The sequence below is a fragment of the uncultured Arthrobacter sp. genome (assembly GCF_902805515.1).
In the GTDB taxonomy this organism is placed as follows: Bacteria; Actinomycetota; Actinomycetes; order Actinomycetales; family Micrococcaceae; genus Arthrobacter_D.
Window position 1 is genome coordinate 17,465 of record NZ_CADCTE010000136.1, and the last position, 17,873, is coordinate 35,337.

Below are 17,873 nucleotides of genomic sequence, written 5' to 3' on the forward strand. Positions count from 1 at the left end.
TTGCTTGCTGAAGCGCTGGAACACCTCGTCCGCGGCATCGTGGATCACCCGGACGACGTCCAGGTGTCCGCGAAGAGCAACCGCCGCGGCGAGACCCTCGAAGTGAGGGTCCACCAGGAGGACCTGGGCCGTGTCATCGGCCGCCAGGGCCGCACGGCACGCGCCCTGCGCACCGTCGTTTCAGCACTTGCGGACGGCGAGCCGGTCCGGGTCGACGTCGTCGACACCGACCGCCGGCACGCCTGAGCCCGCACCCCTGCTTTACCGTTCGGCCCCTCACCAGTTGATGGTGATGGGGCCGAACCCGTTTCGCCGCAGAATTTTTCCACCCCCGATGTCCCTCACCGGAGCGCAGGAGCAGCACCATGGAAGTACTCGTCGCAAGGATCGGCAAGCCCCACGGAATCCGGGGTGAGGTCACCGTCCAGCTGTTCACCGACGCCCCCGAGGACCGCTTTGAGCCCGGGGCGGTCTTCCGGGCCGAGGGCATCACGCTGCCCGAGCTGACGGTCGCCAAGGCCCGCTGGAACAAAGAGACCCTCATCGTTGCCTTCGAGCAGGTGCCCGACCGCAATACGGCCGAGACGCTCCGCGGCGGCACGCTGTTCATCGACAGCGACACCACCGACGATGAGGACGATGACGCCTGGTACGAACACGAGCTCGTCGGGCTCGACGTGCGCCACGAGGGGAACGTCGTCGGGAAGGTCACCGCACTTCGCACCATGACCGTCCAGGACCTGCTCGTCGTCGAACTCACCGACGGCCACGAAGTCCTCGTTCCGTTCGTCGGGGAGATCGTCCCCGAGGTGAACCCCGAGGAGGGGTTCGTCACCGTGAATCCTCCCGCCGGCCTGTTCGAGCTGAACCTTCCCGGCTCCAACTCCGCGCCGGATGACGGGGACGAGCTGGACGGCGGGGTCGACGGCGAGGCCAACGGACTGCCCGACGGAGCGAGCCGGGCGGCCGGGGACGGCCGATAGTGCGCGTCGACGTCGTCACGATCTTCCCGGAGTATCTGGCGGCCCTCGATGTCTCCCTGATCGGCAGGGCCCGGAAGGACGGCCTGCTCGATGTGCACGTGCACGACCTGCGGGACTTCACCGTCGACAAGCACCGCACCGTTGACGACACCCCGTACGGGGGCGGCGCCGGAATGGTCATGAAGCCCGAACCGTGGGCGCTTTCCCTTCTCTCGATTCGAGAGCAGAGTCCGGCGGGCTCGCGTCCGCTCCTGGTGGTGCCCTCGCCCGCCGGCACGGTGTTCAACCAGGCCCTGGCCCACGAGTTCGCTGCCCGCGAGCACCTGGTCTTCGCCTGCGGCCGCTACGAAGGCATCGACGAGCGCGTGCTCGAGTGGGCGTCGGAGTCCTTCGACGTGCTGCCGGTCAGCCTCGGCGACTACGTCCTCAACGGGGGAGAGGTGGCGGTGCTCGCCATGGTCGAGGCCGTCGGCCGCCTCATCCCCGGCGTCGTGGGCAACCCCGAATCCCTCGTCGAGGAGTCCCATGCCGACGGGCTGCTCGAATACCCCGTCTACACCAAGCCCTCGTTCTGGCGCGGCCGCGGCATCCCGCCCGTGCTGCTCAGCGGCAACCACGCGAAGATCGCCGAGTTCCGCCGCACCGAGCAGTTCCTCCGCACGGCGGCCCGCCGCCCGGACCTGCTGGACGCCATCGACGTTCCCTCGCTCACCGCGGCCGACCGTGCCGCCCTGGCCAATGCGGGCATCGACATCGTGGACGGGCGGCTCGTTCCCCGCCCGGACGCCGCAGATTAGCCCCTGCCTGTTCTCTATGGAATAATTGGGGCTTGTGCCTGCTGGGCCCGCCCCTGCCACAGGGGGAGCGCAGCCAACAGCTCGGCACGCCGGCCCCGGGTAGCGGTGCTGCCGGCTAACTTTCTTCGGCGGTAATTGCCTGCTTCACCGGCCTTGACCGCTGCGACCAACGTGAATGACCTGTGGCGTTCACCAGGAGTATAAAGATGCATATTCTCGACTCGGTCGACGCCGGTTCACTCCGGAACGACATCCCGGACTTCCGCGCCGGCGACACCATCAACGTCCACGTGAACATCATTGAAGGCAAGAACACCCGTGTTCAGATCTTCAAGGGCTTCGTGCTCGGACGCCAGGGTGACGGCATCCGCGAGACCTTCACCGTCCGCAAGGTCAGCTTCGGTGTCGGTGTGGAGCGTACCTTCCCGGTTCACTCCCCGGTCCTCGACAAGATCGAGGTCGTCTCCAAGGGTGACGTGCGCCGCGCCAAGCTGTACTACATGCGCGACCTGCGCGGCAAGGCAGCGAAGATCAAGGAAAAGCGCGATCCCAAGACGGTCAAGTAACCCGTTTTTGGTGCGGAAAGACAACGCTCCCGGGCCTACGGCCCGGGAGCACACAAAACGCCGGTCTCCTGTGTGGGGCTGGCGTTTTGTGCTACCGGTCCTGATTCTCGCCATCGTGCTCACCTCCGTCCTGCGGGCTGTGGTCATCGACGTGTTCTTCATTCCGTCGGCCTCCATGGAACCCCTGCTGCGCCAGGGCGACCGCATCCTGGTCAGCAAGAGCACCTTCGGCGACCGGCCAATCCAGCGGGGCGACGTCATCGTCTTTGACGGCCGAGGGTCCTTCGATCCGATCAGCGATCCGCGCAGCACCGCCCAGAAGGCCGCAGGGATGGTGGGGCAGTGGCTTGGGCTGCGCGGGTCGGATACCGTCTACGTCAAGCGGGTCATCGGCGTCGGCGGCGACCGGGTCGAATGCTGCGGAGAGGATGGCCGGGTGAGCGTCAATGGAAAGGCCCTCGACGAGCCGTACCTCTCCGTCGGCGACGCGCCCAGCGAGACTCCCTTCGACGTCACCGTTCCGGAGGGTAGGTTGTGGGTGATGGGTGATCACCGTTCCGAATCGGCCGATTCGCGTGCGCTGCTCGGCGCTCCGGGCGGCGGATTCGTGTCCGAGGAGCGCGTCCTGGGGCGGGCGGAGCACCTGGTGTGGCCGCTGGACCGGGCCGGTGCCATCGATTGACCGGGGGAGGGCGTTGAGCGGAACGCCACAGAGATTCAGCAGGAACAGAACGGCAGCTCCACCGCCGGCCAAGACGCAGAGGAATTCCTAAATGCCACGACGCTTCCACTGGAAGTCGGCCGCCCGGGCCGGCGGCCCGCAGCCGGCCGGTGCCACCCCCGCTGGACCCGACGCCGTACCCGCCGACGGTGGCGCAACCGGTCCTGAGGCCCCTGCCGGTGCGGGATCGTCCGCGGGTGCAGGCTCAAGGGCCGCAGCGAAGGATTCCGGCGGCAAGGGCGGCGGCTTCCTCGGCTGGCTCAAGGAGATCGCGACGATCGTGGTCATCGCCCTCGTCCTCTCCTTCCTGATCAAGACCTTCCTCTTCCGGGCCTTCTTCATCCCCTCGGGATCGATGGAAAACACGCTGCAGATCGATGACCGGATCTTCGTCAACCAGCTCGTGCCCGAACCCTTCGCCCTCGAGCGCGGCGACGTCGTCGTCTTTCGGGACGAGGAAAAGTGGCTGCCCGAAGCGGCGGCCGACGCCGACACCAGCTGGCTCAGCGAAGCGCTCGTGTTCGTGGGGCTCGCCCCGGACGAGTCGCAGCAGCACCTCGTGAAGCGCGTCATCGGGCTCGAGGGCGACAGGATAGTATGCTGCGACGCCGACGGCCGCATCACCGTCAACGGGGAACCGCTCGACGAGCCGTACCTCTTCCCGGGGGCGGCACCGTCCGACACCCCCTTCGAAGTCACCGTGCCCGAGGGCAAGATCTGGGTGATGGGGGATCACCGCAACGCCTCGGCGGACTCACGGGCCAACCAGGACAAGGACGGCGGGTTCATCGACGTCGACGCCATCGAAGGGAAGGCCTCGGTCATCGCCTGGCCCCTGGGCAACGCCTCCGTCCTCGACAGCTACCCCGACGTGTTCGAGAACATTCCTGCGCCGGCCGAAGGCGCATCGGAGAACTGATGGCTTCGGTCCGTACCGCCCGTTCCAAGGCACCCACCCTGTCCTTCGAGCGCACCTTCACACAGGCCGGCCACCGGTATGTCGCGGGGTGCGACGAGGTGGGCCGCGGAGCGCTGGCCGGTCCCGTGTCGGTGGGACTGGTGGTGATCGACCTCGATGCGGTCAAGGGACTGCGCGGGGTGCGGGACAGTAAGCTCCTTTCAGCTGCCGAGCGGACCGCCCTGGTGCCGCGAATCCGGCGCTGGGCCGCCGCCTACGGCGTCGGGCATGCAAGTGCGGCCGAGATCGACGCCGACGGGCTGATGGCCGCGCTGCGGGCGGCGGGTAACCGGGCGTGGGAGCAGGTCCTGGCGACCGTCCGGCCCGACGCCGTCATCCTCGACGGCAACCACGACTGGCTCTCGGCGGGCGGCCAGGGCAGCCTCTTCGACACCGGGCCCATGCCCACCGGCTGCGACTCGCCGGTCACCACCCGCATCAAGGCCGACCTCGACTGCCTCAGCGTCGCGGCCGCGAGTGTCCTGGCCAAGGTCGAGCGGGATGCCCTGATGGCATCGCTCGCCCGGGAGCACCCGGAATACGGCTGGGAGGTCAACAAGGGCTACGCGACGGCCGCCCACCGGGCCGCCATCGACGGCCGTGGACCAACCGACTACCACCGCCGATCCTGGCGGCTGGGAAGCACCGAACGGCCGGGAATCCCCGGCCTCGAAATTGGGGGATGATGGATTCATGAGCGCCGAAGATCTTGAAAACTACGAAACCGACATGGAGCTCCAGCTGTACCGGGAGTACCGCGATGTCGTGGGTCTCTTCAGCTATGTCGTCGAGACCGAGCGGCGGTTCTACCTTGCGAACCACGTCGACCTGCAGGCACGCTCCGCCGACGGGGAGGTCTACTTCGACCTCACCCTGCAGGACGCCTGGGTGTGGGACGTGTACCGGTCGGCGCGCTTCGTGAAGAACGTCCGGGTCATCACGTTCAAGGACGTCAATGTCGAGGAACTCTCGAAGTCGGACGACCTCGCCCTGCCCAAGGACGGGCCCCTGGGCGGCTAGGGCTTCTTTCTTGGCGCCTGCGCCCATCCTTCGGCAGCGGGCCCTTCCCCGAGTTGGCTGCTGTGCCCATCCACGGGCGTCGATCAGTGGGCATGTCCGGATATGCCCACTGACCATTGGCGGTCAGTGGGCAGGAGCACGGCGTGGTCTTGCAACCGGCTCAGCAGCGGCCGATTTTTCAGACCGCGAGACGGTCCGGTAGCTGCGCCTATTCCTCGTTGCTGTCCCGCGGGTATTCCGAATCGGAATCGTCGGGCAGGTCGACCGACTGTTCAAGGACGTCGGCCTCCGATCCGCCGTTGCCTACGGCGAAGACGCCGGCGCCGGCGTCGTCCTCGCCGCCATCCGCAACGGTCGGGGCCTGCTGCTCGAGCTGGTCCGCTTCCGACCCTCCGGCCGTCCTGTCTTCGATGGGTGTCATTGCTGGTCCCTCCTCGTGCGCGGTTGATGAGCCGGTTTTATTGCATGCGAGCTTACTCGCCTTCAGGCTCCATGGCGCCGGCCCACCGCATTCTTCCTTGGTGAATCTCGAGCTTGCCGCTCGGCCGCATCTGAGCCGGACCGACGGGTTATCCACATAGCGGCTGTCGCTCACCACCCCCTCCCCTGGGCCTTTCATCCTTGGTGGTGGAGGTGGCGTCGATGGCGGCGAAGGATGAACTGGGACGGCGGGGGGAGGCGGCCGCTGCGGAGTTCCTTGAAGCGCGGGGGCTTCAGGTGGTGGACCGGAATTGGCGCTGTCCCACCGGGGAGATCGATCTGGTGGCGGTGGATGGCGCAACCCTGGTCATTGTCGAGGTCAAGACGCGCAGTTCCCAGGATTTCGGGCACCCGCTGGAGGCGATCAGCACGGCGAAGCTGGAGCGGCTCTACGTGCTGGCCTCCAAGTGGGCCCGGGCGCACCAGCAGCGTTTCGCCGGCTTCCGTATCGATGCCGTGGCCATCCTCGACGACGGTGCGGGCAGTCTCCAGATCGAACACGTCCGGGCGGTGATCTAGATGGCGTTGGGCCGCACGTACTCCGTCGCGTTGGTAGGGCTCAACGGCTACATCGTGGAGGTCGAAGCGGACATCGGTCAGACCCTGCCGGCATTCGTACTCCTTGGCCTGCCGGACGCGTCCCTGAACGAGGCGAAGGACCGGATCAGGGCGGCCGCACGGAACGCCGGGGTCCCCCTCAGCCGCCGCAAGATCACCGTCAATCTCGTTCCGGCGTCGCTTCCCAAACGTGGTTCTGGCTTTGACCTTGCGATCGTGATGGCGGCGCTGGCTGCAGCGGGGGACGTCCGGGGCTTCGGACAGACGGTGTTTCTTGCCGAGCTCGGCCTCGACGGTCGGCTCCGCCCGATCCGCGGCGTCCTTCCGGCGGTGATGGCGGCCGTCTCCGCCGGATACGGCGATGTCGTCGTGGCCGTCGGCAACCGGGCCGAAGCAGCACTTGTCCCAGGCGCGCAGGTATGCGGTTACCGTTCCCTCGCCGAGGTGCTCCTGGCCTACGGTGCCGATCCTGCAGCGGTGCAGTCACTCGGTGGAAGTGAACCCGAGCAGCAGGAGGCGGACCGTGCCCAGCCGGAGGCCGGAGCGCACCGCGATCTTGCGGATGTTGCAGGTCAGGCTGAGGCACGGTTCGCCCTGGAGGTCGCTGCGGCCGGCGCGCATCACCTCATGATGGTCGGTCCGCCAGGTGCGGGGAAGACGATGCTCGCTGAACGGATGCCTGGCATCCTGCCCGACCTGAATGACCAGCACGCCATGGAGGTCACGGCCATTCACTCGCTCAGCGGTACCCCCTGCAATACCCTTCGGCGCCGGCCGCCCTTCGAGAGCCCCCACCACACGGCGACGACGGCCGCCATCATCGGAGGTGGAAGTGGCATACCGCGGCCCGGTGCGGCCTCCCGTGCGCACCGGGGCGTGCTGTTCCTCGATGAAGCGCCCGAGTATGAGCGGCGGGTGCTCGAGGCCCTCCGTGAGCCGCTTGAGAGTGGCTCCCTGGTGCTCCACCGCTCGGCGGGAACGGCGGCCTATCCTGCCCGCTTCCAGCTCGTACTCGCCCTCAATCCGTGCCCGTGCGGCCTCGCCTCGGGCAAGGGTGCTGAATGCCAGTGCACGGCACAGCAGCGCCGGCGCTACTTCAATCGACTGTCCGGTCCCTTGCTCGACCGGGTCGACCTGCAGCTTGCGGTCAACAGGGTTGCACTGAACGACTATGTCAACGGAACGGCAGGGGAAAGCAGCTCCACCGTTGCCGCTCGGGTGCATGCGGCACGGAGCGCACAGGCGCAAAGGCTCTCCCGCTGGGGTTGCTCGACAAATTCCGAAATTCGAGGCCGGATCCTGCGGGATGAACTCCGCCTGCCGCGCGGGGTGACCGCAGCATTGGACCAGGCCCTGGAACGCGGCCTGGTCAGCGCCCGAGGCTGGGATCGGGTGCTCAAGGTCGCCTGGACCGTTTCGGACCTCGCCGGACACGTCCGTCCCGACCCCGATGACGTGTCCGTGGCTCTGGGCTTCCGCCTGCAGGAGCGGGCCGCATGAATGTCGCCCAGGACAGCAGTACCGCGATGGCGCGCGCAGCGTTGTCACGCCTGTTCGAACCTTCGGACGCCGTCGGGCTCGCCTTGGTGGCCGCGGCCGGTCCTCTCGACGCGCTCCGCATTGCCACCGGAGATCTGAAGGCGGCCGGTGACCTGAGGCAGGAAATCCAGGAACTGCTCGCGCCGGGCGAACGCCAGAGCAACCTGCTTGACCGGGCGCTTGAACGCTGGGCACCCCGCCGGAACGACCTGGCCCCCGAACGGGACCTCGCGACCCTGGCTCGATTCGGCGGGCGCCTGCTGACTCCGGAAGCGGAGGACTGGCCAGCCGCCCTCGAGGACCTCCAGCTTGCAGCACCGGTGTGCCTGTGGGCCCGCGGACCGGCTGAAATACCCCCGCTCCAGCGGATGGTGGCAGTTGTGGGGTCCCGCGACAGCACCAACTACGGCGCCTCAGTCACGGCCGAGATGGCATCAGGACTCGCCATGAAGGGCCTCACCATTCTCTCCGGCGGGGCCTACGGCATCGATGCCCAGGCCCACCGCGCTGCGCTCGGAACCTCGGGCACGGCCCAGCCACCGACGATCGCCGTCATGGCCTGCGGTGTTGACCGCTACTACCCGGCGGGCCACGAGGAACTGCTGCGCACCATCGCGCAGGACGGACTCGTCATCTCCGAGGTTCCGCCGGGCTCTTCCCCTACCCGATGGCGCTTCCTAGCGCGGAACCGGCTCATTGCAGCGCTAGGCGCCGTCACGGTCGTAGTGGAGGCCCGGTGGAGGTCCGGCGCCCTCAACACCGCCCACCACGCCGCCGGGCTCGGGCGCCCCGTGGGAGCCGTCCCGGGCTCGGTCTTTTCAGCGAATTCCGCTGGCTGCCACCGTCTCCTCCGGGACGGAAGCGCCATCTGCGTGACGGAGGCGTCCGAGGTGGCTGAGCTCGTTGGTCCACTCGGGACCAACGCTGAGACCGAGGTGTCCGTTCCGTCCAGCGACCACGATGGACTGGCCGTCCAGGACATCCTCCTGCTCGATGCCCTCCCGCTGAGGATCTACTCCTCAATCGACAAGCTCGCCTCGGTAGCCGGGCTCGGATCACGGGACGTCCTGGCCGGGCTGGCCCGCCTCGAGCTCGCAGGTCTCGCCCTCCGCGGCCCGGAAGGGTGGAAGCGGACACCGAAATCGTGACAAAAGAAGCCGGGAAAAATCCTGCACCTGAAGGAGAACGAGGAGAATCTGCTATGAGACAGCATTACCGAATTGAAAGTCCTATCGGCGGCCTCATTCTTGTGGCGGCACAAGGCGGACTCGTCGGTGCCTACCACGAACGGCACGACCCGCAGCCCGGGGTGGTGCTGCTGGGGGAGCCCTGGCAGGAACACCGGGCGGGTCCCCAGGATGCCGGACACCAGGATGCCGGACCCCCGGAGGTGGGGGCCCCGCCGGGCAGCGAGTCGAGTGTTACCGTCGGCACGGAGCCGAACGGAATCGTGCCAAGGGAGCACGGAGGCTCTACGGGAAGGGATGCAGGCGCGGTTCTCCTTGACGCAGCCAGACAGCTCGAAGAGTACTTCGCAGGAACCCGGCGCTCCTTCCAGCTGCTGCTCCTCCCAGCCGGCACGGGATTCCAACACCGAGTGTGGGCCGCCGTCGCTCGAATTCCCTACGGCCAGACACGCACCTACCGAAGCATTGCCGCGGCACTGGGCAACCCCGCCATGGGCCGGGCCGTCGGAGCCGCTGTACGGGCGAACCCCCTGTCGATCCTCATCCCGGGCCACCGTGTCGTTGCGGGAAATGGGGCGCTCGCTGGCTATGCGGCCGGAATCGACGCCAAACGGTTCCTGCTCGACCTCGAAGGAGCAGCCGTTTCGCAAGGCGTCAAAACAGCGCGGCGTGCTGCCGGGGAAACAGGGAGGACAGGGATCACAGCCGGGCCGGCCGTTCCGGCCGAGAGCGCGGCGGCAACCGCCGGAGAGAGCACGGTGACAAGCGGAACAGAAGGCACGGCGGCTGGTGAAGTAGAGAATGCTGCGCCATCGGGGGCGAATTCCGCTGCGGGTCCGCCAATGGAAATGGTTATGGAAATGGCGGCGATCGAAAGCGCGGTGCCCCTGGCAGGGGAAACCGCCGGGGCCGGCGCGGCGCAGAGGTCGGCCCTGAGAGCCATGGTGGGAGCAGGCAGCCCACGGGGCGGCGCCGGGCGTAGTAGGTCCCGCGGGAAACAAAGGGACCTCGTGCCCGGAGCGCCTGTTGGACGCGGTCACCAGGAAGGAGCAGAGTAGAGGTCCAAGAACTGTACAAAGCCGGAAGGGAGCAGGACATCGCTGTCTCGAAGACTCCCGCAGGCAAGCCGGCGGTCGACCTCTCACCGTCGTTCGCCGACGCTGTCGATAGGTATAGGCGGTATCTTGAGGCCGAACGTAACCGTTCTGAGCACACGGTCCGGGCCTACCTGATCGACCTCGAGCTGCTGCTGGGCTTCGTCCAGGCGCGGGGCACCGAACGGCTTGAGGACATGGAGCTCAGCGACTTCCGGGCCTGGCTGGGTTCGCTCGACAGCGCGGGGCTGTCCCGCTCAACCATCGCCCGGCGCGCGGCGACTGCCCGCAGCTTCATGGCCTGGGCCGAGCGCGAAGAGCTGATCTCGGTCAATCCCGCGCTCCGGCTGCGGGCGCCGAAACGGGAAAAGTCGCTTCCCCACGTCGTCACCCGTGCCCAGCTTGACTCCATCTTCGCTTCCCTCGAAGAGGCGGCTGCGGCGGGGGAGGGAGGCGCCCTTCAGTCCCGGGCTCTGGTTGAACTCCTCTACGGCACCGGCATCCGCGTCGGAGAGCTGACCGGACTGGACATTGACGACCTCAACACCGAGCGGCGCACCCTCACGGTGCTCGGTAAGGGCAACAAGGAGCGGACGGTTCCCTTCGGAGTGCCGGCGGCCCACGCTTTGGATGACTGGCTGCGCCGCGGCCGGCCCCAGTTTTCCACCGCGGCCAGCGGGCCGGCCGTCTTCCTCGGCCGGCGCGGTGGCCGGATCGACCAGCGCGCGGTGCGCGGCGCCGTCCAAAAACTGTTCGCCGCCCTCGGCGGCACCTCGGCCTCGGGGCCGCACGCCATCCGCCACAGCACCGCCACACACCTCCTCGACGGCGGCGCCGACCTTCGGGCAGTGCAGGAGATCCTCGGCCACAACAGCCTGGCGACAACCCAGATTTATACGCACGTCTCGGTGGACCGGTTGCGCCGGAGTTACGAGCAGTCACATCCCCGCGCATAATACGTCCGGTGGAATGGAATTCAGAGGCTCGCCGGAAAGCAAGTAGTTTTTACAATTACCTGAGTAGTTACAGTGGCGCTCCGGTGAGTTGTACGGCACAATGATTCCTAGTTAGTCATCCGGCACACTGCACAAAGGGCAGTGTCGTCAAAGCACACGCAAAGCTGCACCGTTTCATCTGCCATGCAGGTCGTTGGGGAAGACGTACCTAAAGCTATGGAGGATGGAATGTCTGTTGTGATGGCCCGCGGTGTTTTGTACGTGCACTCAGCCCCTTCCGCGTTGTGCCCTCATGTCGAGTGGGCCATTGGGTCGGTGCTCGACAAGCGGGCCGACCTGGACTGGAGGCCGCAGCCTGCCGCGCCCGGAATGCACCGCGCCGAACTCGCCTGGACCGGACCGCAGGGTTCGGGAGCGCAGCTCGCCTCGGCCCTGCGCGGCTGGGCGCACCTGCGCTACGAGGTCACCGAGGAGCAGAGCGCCGGCGTTGACGGCGGACGCTGGTCCCACACCCCCGAACTCGGCATCTTCCACGCCACCACCGACGTCCACGGGAACATCATGGTTTCCGAGGACCGCATCCGTTACGCCTACGAGGCAGGCGCCGGCGATCCGTCCGCCGTCTACAACGAGCTGTCCCTTGCGCTCGGCGAATCCTGGGATGAAGAGCTCGAGCCGTTCCGCCACGCAGCCGAAGGCGCTCCCGTCCGCTGGCTCCACCAGGTCGGCTGACAGGCACCCCACAGCGGCCGGTCAAACTCGCGGCCGCTATCCCATAGCACAAAAGAAGGGCACCCTGGACGGGGGCGCCCTTCTTTTGTGCTACGGGAGGCTAGACGTTCCGGATAACGACGACGGCATTGTGGCCGCCAAAGCCGAAGGAGTTGCTCAGCGCGACAATGTCCCCGCCGGGAAGCTTGCGCTCGGAGGTGACGACGTCGAGGGGGATCTCGGGGTCCTGATTCTCCAAGTTGATCGTCACCGGGGCGCTCCGGTCGTACACGGCCAGGACGGTCATCACGGCCTCGACGGCGCCCGAGGCACCCAGGAGGTGACCGGTCTGCGACTTGGTGGCCGAAACCGCCACGTTGCCGACGTGTGCGCCGAGCGCTTCCTTCAGTGCGATGTACTCGGGCTTGTCGCCGACCGGCGTGGAGGTGGCGTGGGCGTTGATGTGGACCACGTCCGAGGGCAGGGCCCGCGCGTCGAACAGTGCGGCCTTGAGGGCGCGGGTGGCACCCAGTCCGCCCGGGTCCGGCGCGGTGATGTGGTACGCGTCGGCGGTGACGGACGTGCCGGCCAGTTCGCCGTAGATGCGGGCACCGCGGGCGAGGGCGTGCTCCTCGGCTTCGAGCACCAAGGCGCCGGCGCCTTCACCCATGACGAAACCGTCACGGTTGAGGTCGTAGGGCCGTGAGGCGTGCTCGGGGTCGTCATTGCGGCGCGAGAGGGCCTGCATCGAGGCGAACGCGGCCATCGGCATGGGGTGGATCGCCGCCTCGGCGCCGCCGCACATGACGACGTCGGCCTTGCCGGAGCGGATCAGTTCGAGGCCCTGGTGGAGGGCCTCGGTGCCCGAGGCGCAGGCCGAGACGGGGGTGTGGGCGCCGGCGCGCGCTCCGATGTCGAGGCTGACCGCGGCGGCCGGGCCGTTGGGCATCAGCATGGGAACGGTCATCGGCAGGACGCGGCGCGGGCCCTTGTCGCGCAGGGTGTCCCAGGCGTCGAGCAGGGTCCACACCCCGCCGATGCCGGTGGCGAAGGCTACGGCCAGACGGTCCGGATCGACCTCTTCGATGCCGGAGTCGCGCCAGGCCTCGCGGGAGGCGACGACGGCGAACTGGGTCGAGGGATCCATCCGCTTGGCCTCAACGCGCGAGAGGACGTCGCTGGCCGGCGTGGAGACCTGGGCCGCGAACGTGACGGGAAGTTCGTATTTCTGGACCCAGTCGGCCTCGATGGTGTGAGCACCGGAAACACCCTTGAGGGCGTTTGCCCACATGGTGGGTACGTCACCGCCGATGGGCGTTGTCGCACCGAGGCCGGTGATGACTACTTTGCGGGGCATGGGGTCACTCTTTCAAAGCGTTGGGTCGGTCGACGCCTTCCGGCGGGAACCAGGGTGAAGAAGGGCGGCTGCCTCCGGCGCTCGGGCCGGAGGCTGCCGCCGTCGCTCCTCGCGGAGCAGGTGTTACGCCTGCGCGCCGGCGATGAAGGTAACGGCGTCGCCTACGGTCTTGAGGTTCTTGACTTCCTCGTCCGGGATGCGGACGCCGAACTTCTCCTCGGCGTTGACGACGATGGTCATCATCGAGATGGAGTCGATGTCGAGGTCGTCGGTGAAGGACTTGTCCATCTCGACGGACTCGGGTGCGAGTCCCGTCTCTTCGTTGACGATTTCGGCCAGGCCGGCCAGGATTTCTTCGTTGCTAGCCATAAGTGGCTCCTTTTCTTTTGCTGCCGGGCGGTCCCGGCGTGATGGGTCAAACCACCGTCGGCGGTTTGGGCGTGGAAACCTAGGGGAGGACGACGACCTGCGCGCCGAAGACGAGACCTGCTCCAAAGCCGATCTGGAGGGCGAGTCCGCCGCTCAGTTCGGGCTGTTCCTCCAGGAGCCTGTGCATCGCCAGCGGAATTGACGCGGCCGAGGTGTTTCCTGCATCAACGATGTCACGTGCCACGCTGACGTGGTCGGGCAGCTTCAGCTGCTTGACCATTTCATCGATGATACGGATGTTCGCCTGATGGGGGATGAAGGCCGCGAGGTCCTCCGAGGTGATCCCTGCGGCGTCGAGGGCCTGCTGTGCAACCTTGGCCATCTCCCAGACCGCCCAGCGGAACACCGTGGGCCCGTCCTGGACCATGGTCGGCCAGAGGGCGGCCCTCTCGGCCGTAGGGTCGGCGGCAGCACCGTCGATGGCCTCGTCGGCGGCCCCACCCTCGGAAGCGCCGGGCGCCGGCGTGGCGAGGGCGCCGAGCGAGTAGTCGCGCGTGTCGAGGAGCGAGCGGGTCATGCGGATCGATTCGTGCTTGCTGCCGTCCGATCCCCAGACCGACGGGCCGATGCCCGCCGTCTCCGACGGGCCTACGATGACAGCGCCCGCGCCGTCGCCGAGCAGGAAGGAAATGGTGCGGTCGGAGTTGTCGATGAAGTCCGACAGCTTCTCGACGCCGACGACAAGGACGTATTCCGCGGTGCCGGCATGGACGAGGGCGTCTGCCTGGGCGATGCCGTAGCAATATCCGGCGCAGGCAGCCGAAATGTCATAGGCCGGTGCCGGCGTCGCGCCGAGGCGGTCCGCGAGCTGCGCGGAGGCCGACGGGGTGGCATGGGGATGGGTGACCGTCGAGACGAGCACCGCGCCGAGCTGCTTGGCGTCGATGCCGGCGCTGGCGAGGGCGTCCCTCGCCGCGGCTTCGGCCATGTCGATGACGCTCACGTCGCGCGGCGCGCGGTGGCGGGTCACGATGCCGGTCCGCTGGCGGATCCACTCATCGGAGGAGTCGATCCACTGGACGACGTCGTCGTTGGTGACGATCACCTCGGGCCGGTAGGCGCCGACGCCGTAGATCCGCGTGTATTCGCGCAGGGGGGCCTGCTGCAAAGCCGGAGTGCTCACTGATGTCCTTCTGCCAGAGATGAATCGGTGTCCAGGAGACGCGAATGCTCGTCGATGAAAGCTCGGGCCGCGTCAAGGTCCTCCGGAGATTTTACGGGCAATGCGGCCGTACCGCGCATTCCGCGTTTCGCGAGGCCTGTCAGTGTTCCTGCCGGTGCGAGCTCAAGCATGCCCGTGACGCCCATTTCCTGCATTGCCGCCATGCACAGGTCCCACCGGACCGGGCGGGAAACCTGGAGGATCAGGCTGTCAAGGTTTGCCTCGCCGGTGCTCACAGGCTGTCCGTCGAAGTTGGAGAGCAGCGTGGGAAGCGGCTCGGCCGGGGACAGCGAGGGCCGCAGCTCCTCAAGGGCGGTGACCGCCGGTGCCATGTGCGAGGTGTGGAAGGCGCCGGCGACCTTCAGCGGGATCACCCGGGCCTTCGCGGGCGGATCCGCTGCAAGGGCCGCCAGCTGCTCCAGCGTGCCTGCAGCGACCACCTGGCCACCACCGTTCGCATTGGCGGCGGTCAGCCCGAGGCGTTCGAGGACCTGCGCGACGTCGGCCGGGTCTCCGCCCAGGATCGCGCTCATCCCCGTGGGCACGGCGGCGGCGGCTGTGGCCATTGCCGTGGCGCGGACGCGGACGAACGATACGGCGTCGGCCTCGGTCAGCGCTCCGGCAATGGCCGTGGCTGTCAGCTCGCCGACCGAGTGGCCTGCGACGACGGTCCCTGCGGTCAGTGGCCGGTCTGCGAGGAGCACCCTTGCGGTGACAAGACCGGCCGCGACGATCAGGGGCTGGGCGACAGCCGTGTCCTTGATGGTGTCCTCGTCGGAGACCGTTCCGTGCTTGACCAGGTCGACGCCGGCACGGTCGCTGAGGAGGGCGAGGTGCCCGGCGACACCGGGCAGTTCAAGCCACGGGCTGAGGAATCCTGGCGTTTGGGACCCCTGGCCGGGGCAGACGATTGCAAGCACGTTTCCAGCTTTCCAAAGACGTTGGGCTTTCTCGGGTGTTTGGGTGAACCAAGCTGCCGTAGGCGCTTTGTAGGAACCCTACAAGGTGCGCACCTCGGATGCGCGGGTCGAAGACCGCTCGGGCGCCGATTTTGCCGACTGGTAGAGCCTCCCCACGACCAGCGCGGTCTGCAGCACATAGGCCTCCCGGGGGATCAGCGGATCCCAGCCGGTGACGTCGCAGACCCGACGCAGGCGGTAGCGCACGGTGTTGGCATGCACGAAGAGGGCCCGCGAGGTGGCCTCCAGCGAGTGGCCGAGCGTGAGGTAGGCGGACAGGGTCTGTTCAAGGCCGTTGGAGGCGTTGAGCAGTGGCCGGTAGATGGTGTGGACGAGGGCCTTGCGCGCCGAGTCGTCGCCGGAGATGACCCGCTCGGGCCACAGGTCCTCGGCGGAGACCGGGCGGGGAGCGGTGGGCCAGGCCTTGGCGGCGGTGAGGCCGGCGAAGGCCGCCTGTGCGGAGCTGCTCGCGGCGACGAGCGATTCCGCCTCGGGCCCGTACACGACGGGCCCGGGTCCGAAGAGCTCGCTGAGGCGGGTGTAGGAGGCGTCGCGGTCATGCACGCCGCCAAGCACGAGGATCAGGCGGTCGCCCTGGATCCCCACGAGGGTGTCTTCGGCGAGCCGCCCGGTAACCCGGCGCAACTCGTTGAGGAAGGACGCGTTGGGTTCGGGCGGCGAACTCCCCACCATCACAGTGATCCGGGCCTGCGAGTTCCAGCCGACAGCGGCGATCCGGGAGCGCAGCGCGTCCGAACTCTCCCCCCGGAGGATCGCGTCGACGACGAGCGCCTCCAGGCGGGTGTCCCAGGACCCGCGGGTTTCGGCGGCCCGGGCATAGACGTCGGCAGCGGCGAACGCCACCTCCCGTGAATACCGCAGGACCGCCTCACGCAGGGGTGCCTGATCGGCCGGGGGCGCGAGGAACGGCACCTGGTCCTCGACAACCTGCACGACGACGCGGATCAGCTGGAGCGCCTTCTGGAGGCTGATCGAGCGGGTCAGTTCGGTCGGGGCGGTGCCGAAGACATCGCTGAGCACCCACGCGGGGGACACCGGGCGCTGGTACCAGTTGACGAAGGAGGCGATGCCCTTCTGGGCGACCATGCCCAGGGCCGAGCGCTCGTCGGGGCGCAGCCCGCGGTACCACGGAAGGTCGGAGTCGAGCTGCCGGAGCGTCGCCGTGGAGAGGGACCCGATCTTGGAGCGGAGTCTTTCGACGGTGTCTGGATCGGGCGGCGCCACGGATGACCCCTTGGCCGTCCCGGCGGTCCGGGGCGGGGAAACGGGGCTGTCGGGGAGCGGCATGATCCGAGCATACGGTTTTCGCCCGGGAAGCTCCATTTTGTGGAAGAGCTACAAAGCGCGTGCTTAAACGCCGCGGCGGGCGGTGGACTTTCGTCCGCCGCCCGCCGTCGTCGTTCCAGCTGCTGCTGAGCCGTTGCTGGTATGCCGCCTGCGGTTTAGCTCTCGCCGCCGGCGTTGCCCGTCGTTCCGGCATTGACATCGAGCAGCGAGTACTTCTCGATGGCGTCCTTCGGTGCGTTGGCGTCGACCTCGCCGCGGCGGGCGAGCATCTCCAGGGCGCGGACGACGATGGAGTGGCTGTCGATCTTGAAGAACCGGCGCGCCGCCGCACGGGTGTCCGAGAAGCCGAAGCCGTCGGCGCCCAGGGTGGCGAACTCGTTGGGCAGGAACTGCCGGATCTGATCCGGCACGGCCTTCATGAAGTCGCTCACCGCGACGATGGGGCCGGTGGCACCCTCGAGCTGTTCGGTGATGAACGGCCTGCGGGCCTCGCCGCCGGGGTTGAGGAAGGCCTCCTCCTCGGCGTTGAGCCCGTCGCGGCGCAGTTCGTTCCAGGACGTGACCGACCAGACGTCGGCCGAGACGCCCCAGTCCTCGGCGAGGATCTGCTGGGCCTCGAGCGCCCACGGCACCGCCACGCCGGAGGCGAGCAGCTGCGTGCGCGGACCGTCGACCTTGGCCGGCTTGAGCAGGTAGATGCCCTTGAGCAGGCCCTCGACGTCGAGCTCTTCGGGCTCGGCAGGCTGCACGTACGGCTCGTTGTACACCGTCAGGTAGTACATGAGGTTCCGGTCGGACTCGGATCCGCCCGGGTTCTCGCCGTACATCCGGTTCAGCCCGTCCCGGAGGATGTGGCCGATCTCGTACCCGAAGGCCGGGTCGTACGTGATGACGGCCGGGTTCGTCGAGGCCAGGATCGGAGAGTGTCCGTCGGCGTGCTGGAGGCCCTCGCCGGTGAGCGTGGTGCGCCCTGCGGTGGCCCCGATAATGAATCCGCGGGTCATCTGGTCGGCGGCCGCCCAGATCGAGTCACCGGTGCGCTGGAACCCGAACATCGAGTAGAAGACGTAGACGGGGATCAGCGGTTC

General features: G+C 67.8%; 20 protein-coding genes and 1 pseudogene. 14 read left to right on the forward strand and 7 right to left on the reverse strand.

What is annotated here, in order from left to right; translation table 11 throughout:
• The 8 genes from QZX79_RS12125 (at window position 1) to QZX79_RS12160 (ending at window position 5,045) form a co-directional block, all read left to right on the forward strand.
• Window positions 1–246, forward strand: a complete 246-nt coding sequence (locus QZX79_RS12125) for an RNA-binding protein (RefSeq protein ID WP_120165341.1) — start codon at window positions 1–3, stop codon at window positions 244–246.
• Between the two features lie 119 nt (window positions 247–365).
• On the forward strand, window positions 366–983 hold the full coding sequence (rimM, locus tag QZX79_RS12130; RefSeq protein WP_294568525.1) for a ribosome maturation factor RimM: 618 nt from the start codon (window positions 366–368) through the stop codon (window positions 981–983).
• On the forward strand, window positions 983–1,780 hold the full coding sequence (gene trmD, locus QZX79_RS12135) for a tRNA (guanosine(37)-N1)-methyltransferase TrmD (protein WP_294568526.1): 798 nt from the start codon (window positions 983–985) through the stop codon (window positions 1,778–1,780). Before rimM ends, trmD begins: the two co-directional genes overlap by 1 nt.
• Before the next feature lie 206 nt (window positions 1,781–1,986).
• Window positions 1,987–2,346, forward strand: coding sequence for a 50S ribosomal protein L19 (gene rplS, locus QZX79_RS12140; protein ID WP_120165344.1), 360 nt, complete (start codon window positions 1,987–1,989; stop codon window positions 2,344–2,346).
• Window positions 2,347–2,434: 88 nt separating this feature from the next.
• Window positions 2,435–3,028 (forward strand): signal peptidase I, encoded by a 594-nt coding sequence (lepB, locus tag QZX79_RS12145; RefSeq protein ID WP_294568527.1) that lies wholly within the window; start codon window positions 2,435–2,437, stop codon window positions 3,026–3,028.
• 91 nt (window positions 3,029–3,119) lie between these two features.
• Window positions 3,120–3,986 (forward strand): signal peptidase I, encoded by an 867-nt coding sequence (gene lepB, locus QZX79_RS12150; protein ID WP_294568528.1) that lies wholly within the window; start codon window positions 3,120–3,122, stop codon window positions 3,984–3,986.
• Entirely contained in the window at window positions 3,986–4,711 is a 726-nt protein-coding gene (locus tag QZX79_RS12155; RefSeq protein WP_294568529.1) for a ribonuclease HII, read from the forward strand. Before lepB (QZX79_RS12150) ends, QZX79_RS12155 begins: the two co-directional genes overlap by 1 nt.
• Window positions 4,712–4,718: 7 nt before the next feature.
• The gene (locus QZX79_RS12160) at window positions 4,719–5,045 is read left to right on the forward strand and encodes a DUF2469 domain-containing protein (RefSeq protein ID WP_120165348.1); all 327 of its coding nucleotides are present in this window, start codon (window positions 4,719–4,721) and stop codon (window positions 5,043–5,045) included.
• Window positions 5,046–5,253: 208 nt separating this feature from the next.
• Here the strand turns inward: QZX79_RS12160 and QZX79_RS12165 are convergent, their stop codons facing one another.
• The gene (locus QZX79_RS12165) at window positions 5,254–5,466 is read right to left on the reverse strand and encodes a hypothetical protein (protein ID WP_294568530.1); all 213 of its coding nucleotides are present in this window, start codon (window positions 5,464–5,466) and stop codon (window positions 5,254–5,256) included.
• A 212-nt stretch (window positions 5,467–5,678) separates the two neighbouring features.
• Between QZX79_RS12165 and QZX79_RS12170 the strand changes: the two genes are divergently transcribed.
• The 6 genes from QZX79_RS12170 to QZX79_RS12195 all read left to right on the forward strand — a co-directional run bounded on the left by QZX79_RS12170 (window position 5,679) and on the right by QZX79_RS12195 (window position 11,591).
• Entirely contained in the window at window positions 5,679–6,044 is a 366-nt protein-coding gene (locus QZX79_RS12170; protein WP_294568531.1) for a YraN family protein, read from the forward strand.
• The gene (locus QZX79_RS12175) at window positions 6,045–7,583 is read left to right on the forward strand and encodes a YifB family Mg chelatase-like AAA ATPase (protein ID WP_294568532.1); all 1,539 of its coding nucleotides are present in this window, start codon (window positions 6,045–6,047) and stop codon (window positions 7,581–7,583) included.
• Window positions 7,580–8,770: a DNA-processing protein DprA gene (gene dprA / locus QZX79_RS12180; RefSeq protein ID WP_294568533.1), complete on the forward strand. Its 1,191-nt coding sequence runs from the start codon at window positions 7,580–7,582 to the stop codon at window positions 8,768–8,770. Before QZX79_RS12175 ends, dprA begins: the two co-directional genes overlap by 4 nt.
• Before the next feature lie 53 nt (window positions 8,771–8,823).
• Complete coding sequence (locus QZX79_RS12185; RefSeq protein WP_294568534.1) at window positions 8,824–9,867, forward strand: methylated-DNA--[protein]-cysteine S-methyltransferase; 1,044 nt, start codon at window positions 8,824–8,826, stop codon at window positions 9,865–9,867.
• A gap of 38 nt (window positions 9,868–9,905) precedes the next feature.
• On the forward strand, window positions 9,906–10,859 hold the full coding sequence (locus QZX79_RS12190; protein WP_294568539.1) for a tyrosine recombinase XerC: 954 nt from the start codon (window positions 9,906–9,908) through the stop codon (window positions 10,857–10,859).
• A gap of 228 nt (window positions 10,860–11,087) precedes the next feature.
• Window positions 11,088–11,591, forward strand: a complete 504-nt coding sequence (locus QZX79_RS12195; protein ID WP_120165355.1) for a DUF3145 domain-containing protein — start codon at window positions 11,088–11,090, stop codon at window positions 11,589–11,591.
• Between the two features lie 100 nt (window positions 11,592–11,691).
• Here QZX79_RS12195 and fabF read toward each other — a convergent pair whose 3' ends face one another.
• From fabF to QZX79_RS12225, 6 genes and pseudogenes are all read right to left on the reverse strand, one after another.
• A complete protein-coding gene (fabF, locus tag QZX79_RS12200) occupies window positions 11,692–12,927 on the reverse strand; it encodes a beta-ketoacyl-ACP synthase II (protein ID WP_294568535.1) in 1,236 nt (411 codons plus the stop codon).
• Between the two features lie 123 nt (window positions 12,928–13,050).
• Window positions 13,051–13,296 (reverse strand): acyl carrier protein, encoded by a 246-nt coding sequence (locus QZX79_RS12205; protein ID WP_133402200.1) that lies wholly within the window; start codon window positions 13,294–13,296, stop codon window positions 13,051–13,053.
• 79 nt (window positions 13,297–13,375) lie between these two features.
• Window positions 13,376–14,479, reverse strand: a complete 1,104-nt coding sequence (locus QZX79_RS12210; protein ID WP_294568536.1) for a beta-ketoacyl-ACP synthase III — start codon at window positions 14,477–14,479, stop codon at window positions 13,376–13,378.
• Window positions 14,476–15,438 carry an ACP S-malonyltransferase gene (locus tag QZX79_RS12215; RefSeq protein WP_294568537.1) on the reverse strand — a complete coding sequence of 321 codons (963 nt, stop codon included), beginning with the start codon at window positions 15,436–15,438 and terminating at the stop codon, window positions 14,476–14,478. Before QZX79_RS12215 ends, QZX79_RS12210 begins: the two co-directional genes overlap by 4 nt.
• 78 nt (window positions 15,439–15,516) lie before the next feature.
• Complete coding sequence (locus QZX79_RS12220; RefSeq protein ID WP_294568538.1) at window positions 15,517–16,821, reverse strand: CdaR family transcriptional regulator; 1,305 nt, start codon at window positions 16,819–16,821, stop codon at window positions 15,517–15,519.
• Window positions 16,822–16,940: 119 nt separating this feature from the next.
• Window positions 16,941–17,873: pseudogene (locus tag QZX79_RS12225) on the reverse strand (pyruvate dehydrogenase (acetyl-transferring), homodimeric type); the annotation flags it as partial.

Excerpts from the sequence above, each read along its gene's own strand:
- rimM (WP_294568525.1), top strand. The coding sequence starts at position 366 with ATGGAAGTACTCGTCGCAAGGATCGGCAAGCCCCACGGAATCCGGGGT.
- rplS (WP_120165344.1), top strand. The coding sequence starts at position 1,987 with ATGCATATTCTCGACTCGGTCGACGCCGGTTCACTCCGGAACGACATC.
- lepB (WP_294568528.1), top strand. The coding sequence starts at position 3,120 with ATGCCACGACGCTTCCACTGGAAGTCGGCCGCCCGGGCCGGCGGCCCG.
- QZX79_RS12155 (WP_294568529.1), top strand. The coding sequence starts at position 3,986 with ATGGCTTCGGTCCGTACCGCCCGTTCCAAGGCACCCACCCTGTCCTTC.
- QZX79_RS12160 (WP_120165348.1), top strand. The coding sequence starts at position 4,719 with ATGAGCGCCGAAGATCTTGAAAACTACGAAACCGACATGGAGCTCCAG.
- QZX79_RS12165 (WP_294568530.1), bottom strand. The coding sequence starts at position 5,466 with ATGACACCCATCGAAGACAGGACGGCCGGAGGGTCGGAAGCGGACCAG.
- QZX79_RS12175 (WP_294568532.1), top strand. The coding sequence starts at position 6,045 with ATGGCGTTGGGCCGCACGTACTCCGTCGCGTTGGTAGGGCTCAACGGC.
- dprA (WP_294568533.1), top strand. The coding sequence starts at position 7,580 with ATGAATGTCGCCCAGGACAGCAGTACCGCGATGGCGCGCGCAGCGTTG.
- QZX79_RS12185 (WP_294568534.1), top strand. The coding sequence starts at position 8,824 with ATGAGACAGCATTACCGAATTGAAAGTCCTATCGGCGGCCTCATTCTT.
- QZX79_RS12195 (WP_120165355.1), top strand. The coding sequence starts at position 11,088 with ATGTCTGTTGTGATGGCCCGCGGTGTTTTGTACGTGCACTCAGCCCCT.
- fabF (WP_294568535.1), bottom strand. The coding sequence starts at position 12,927 with ATGCCCCGCAAAGTAGTCATCACCGGCCTCGGTGCGACAACGCCCATC.
- QZX79_RS12205 (WP_133402200.1), bottom strand. The coding sequence starts at position 13,296 with ATGGCTAGCAACGAAGAAATCCTGGCCGGCCTGGCCGAAATCGTCAAC.
- QZX79_RS12220 (WP_294568538.1), bottom strand. The coding sequence starts at position 16,821 with ATGGAGCTTCCCGGGCGAAAACCGTATGCTCGGATCATGCCGCTCCCC.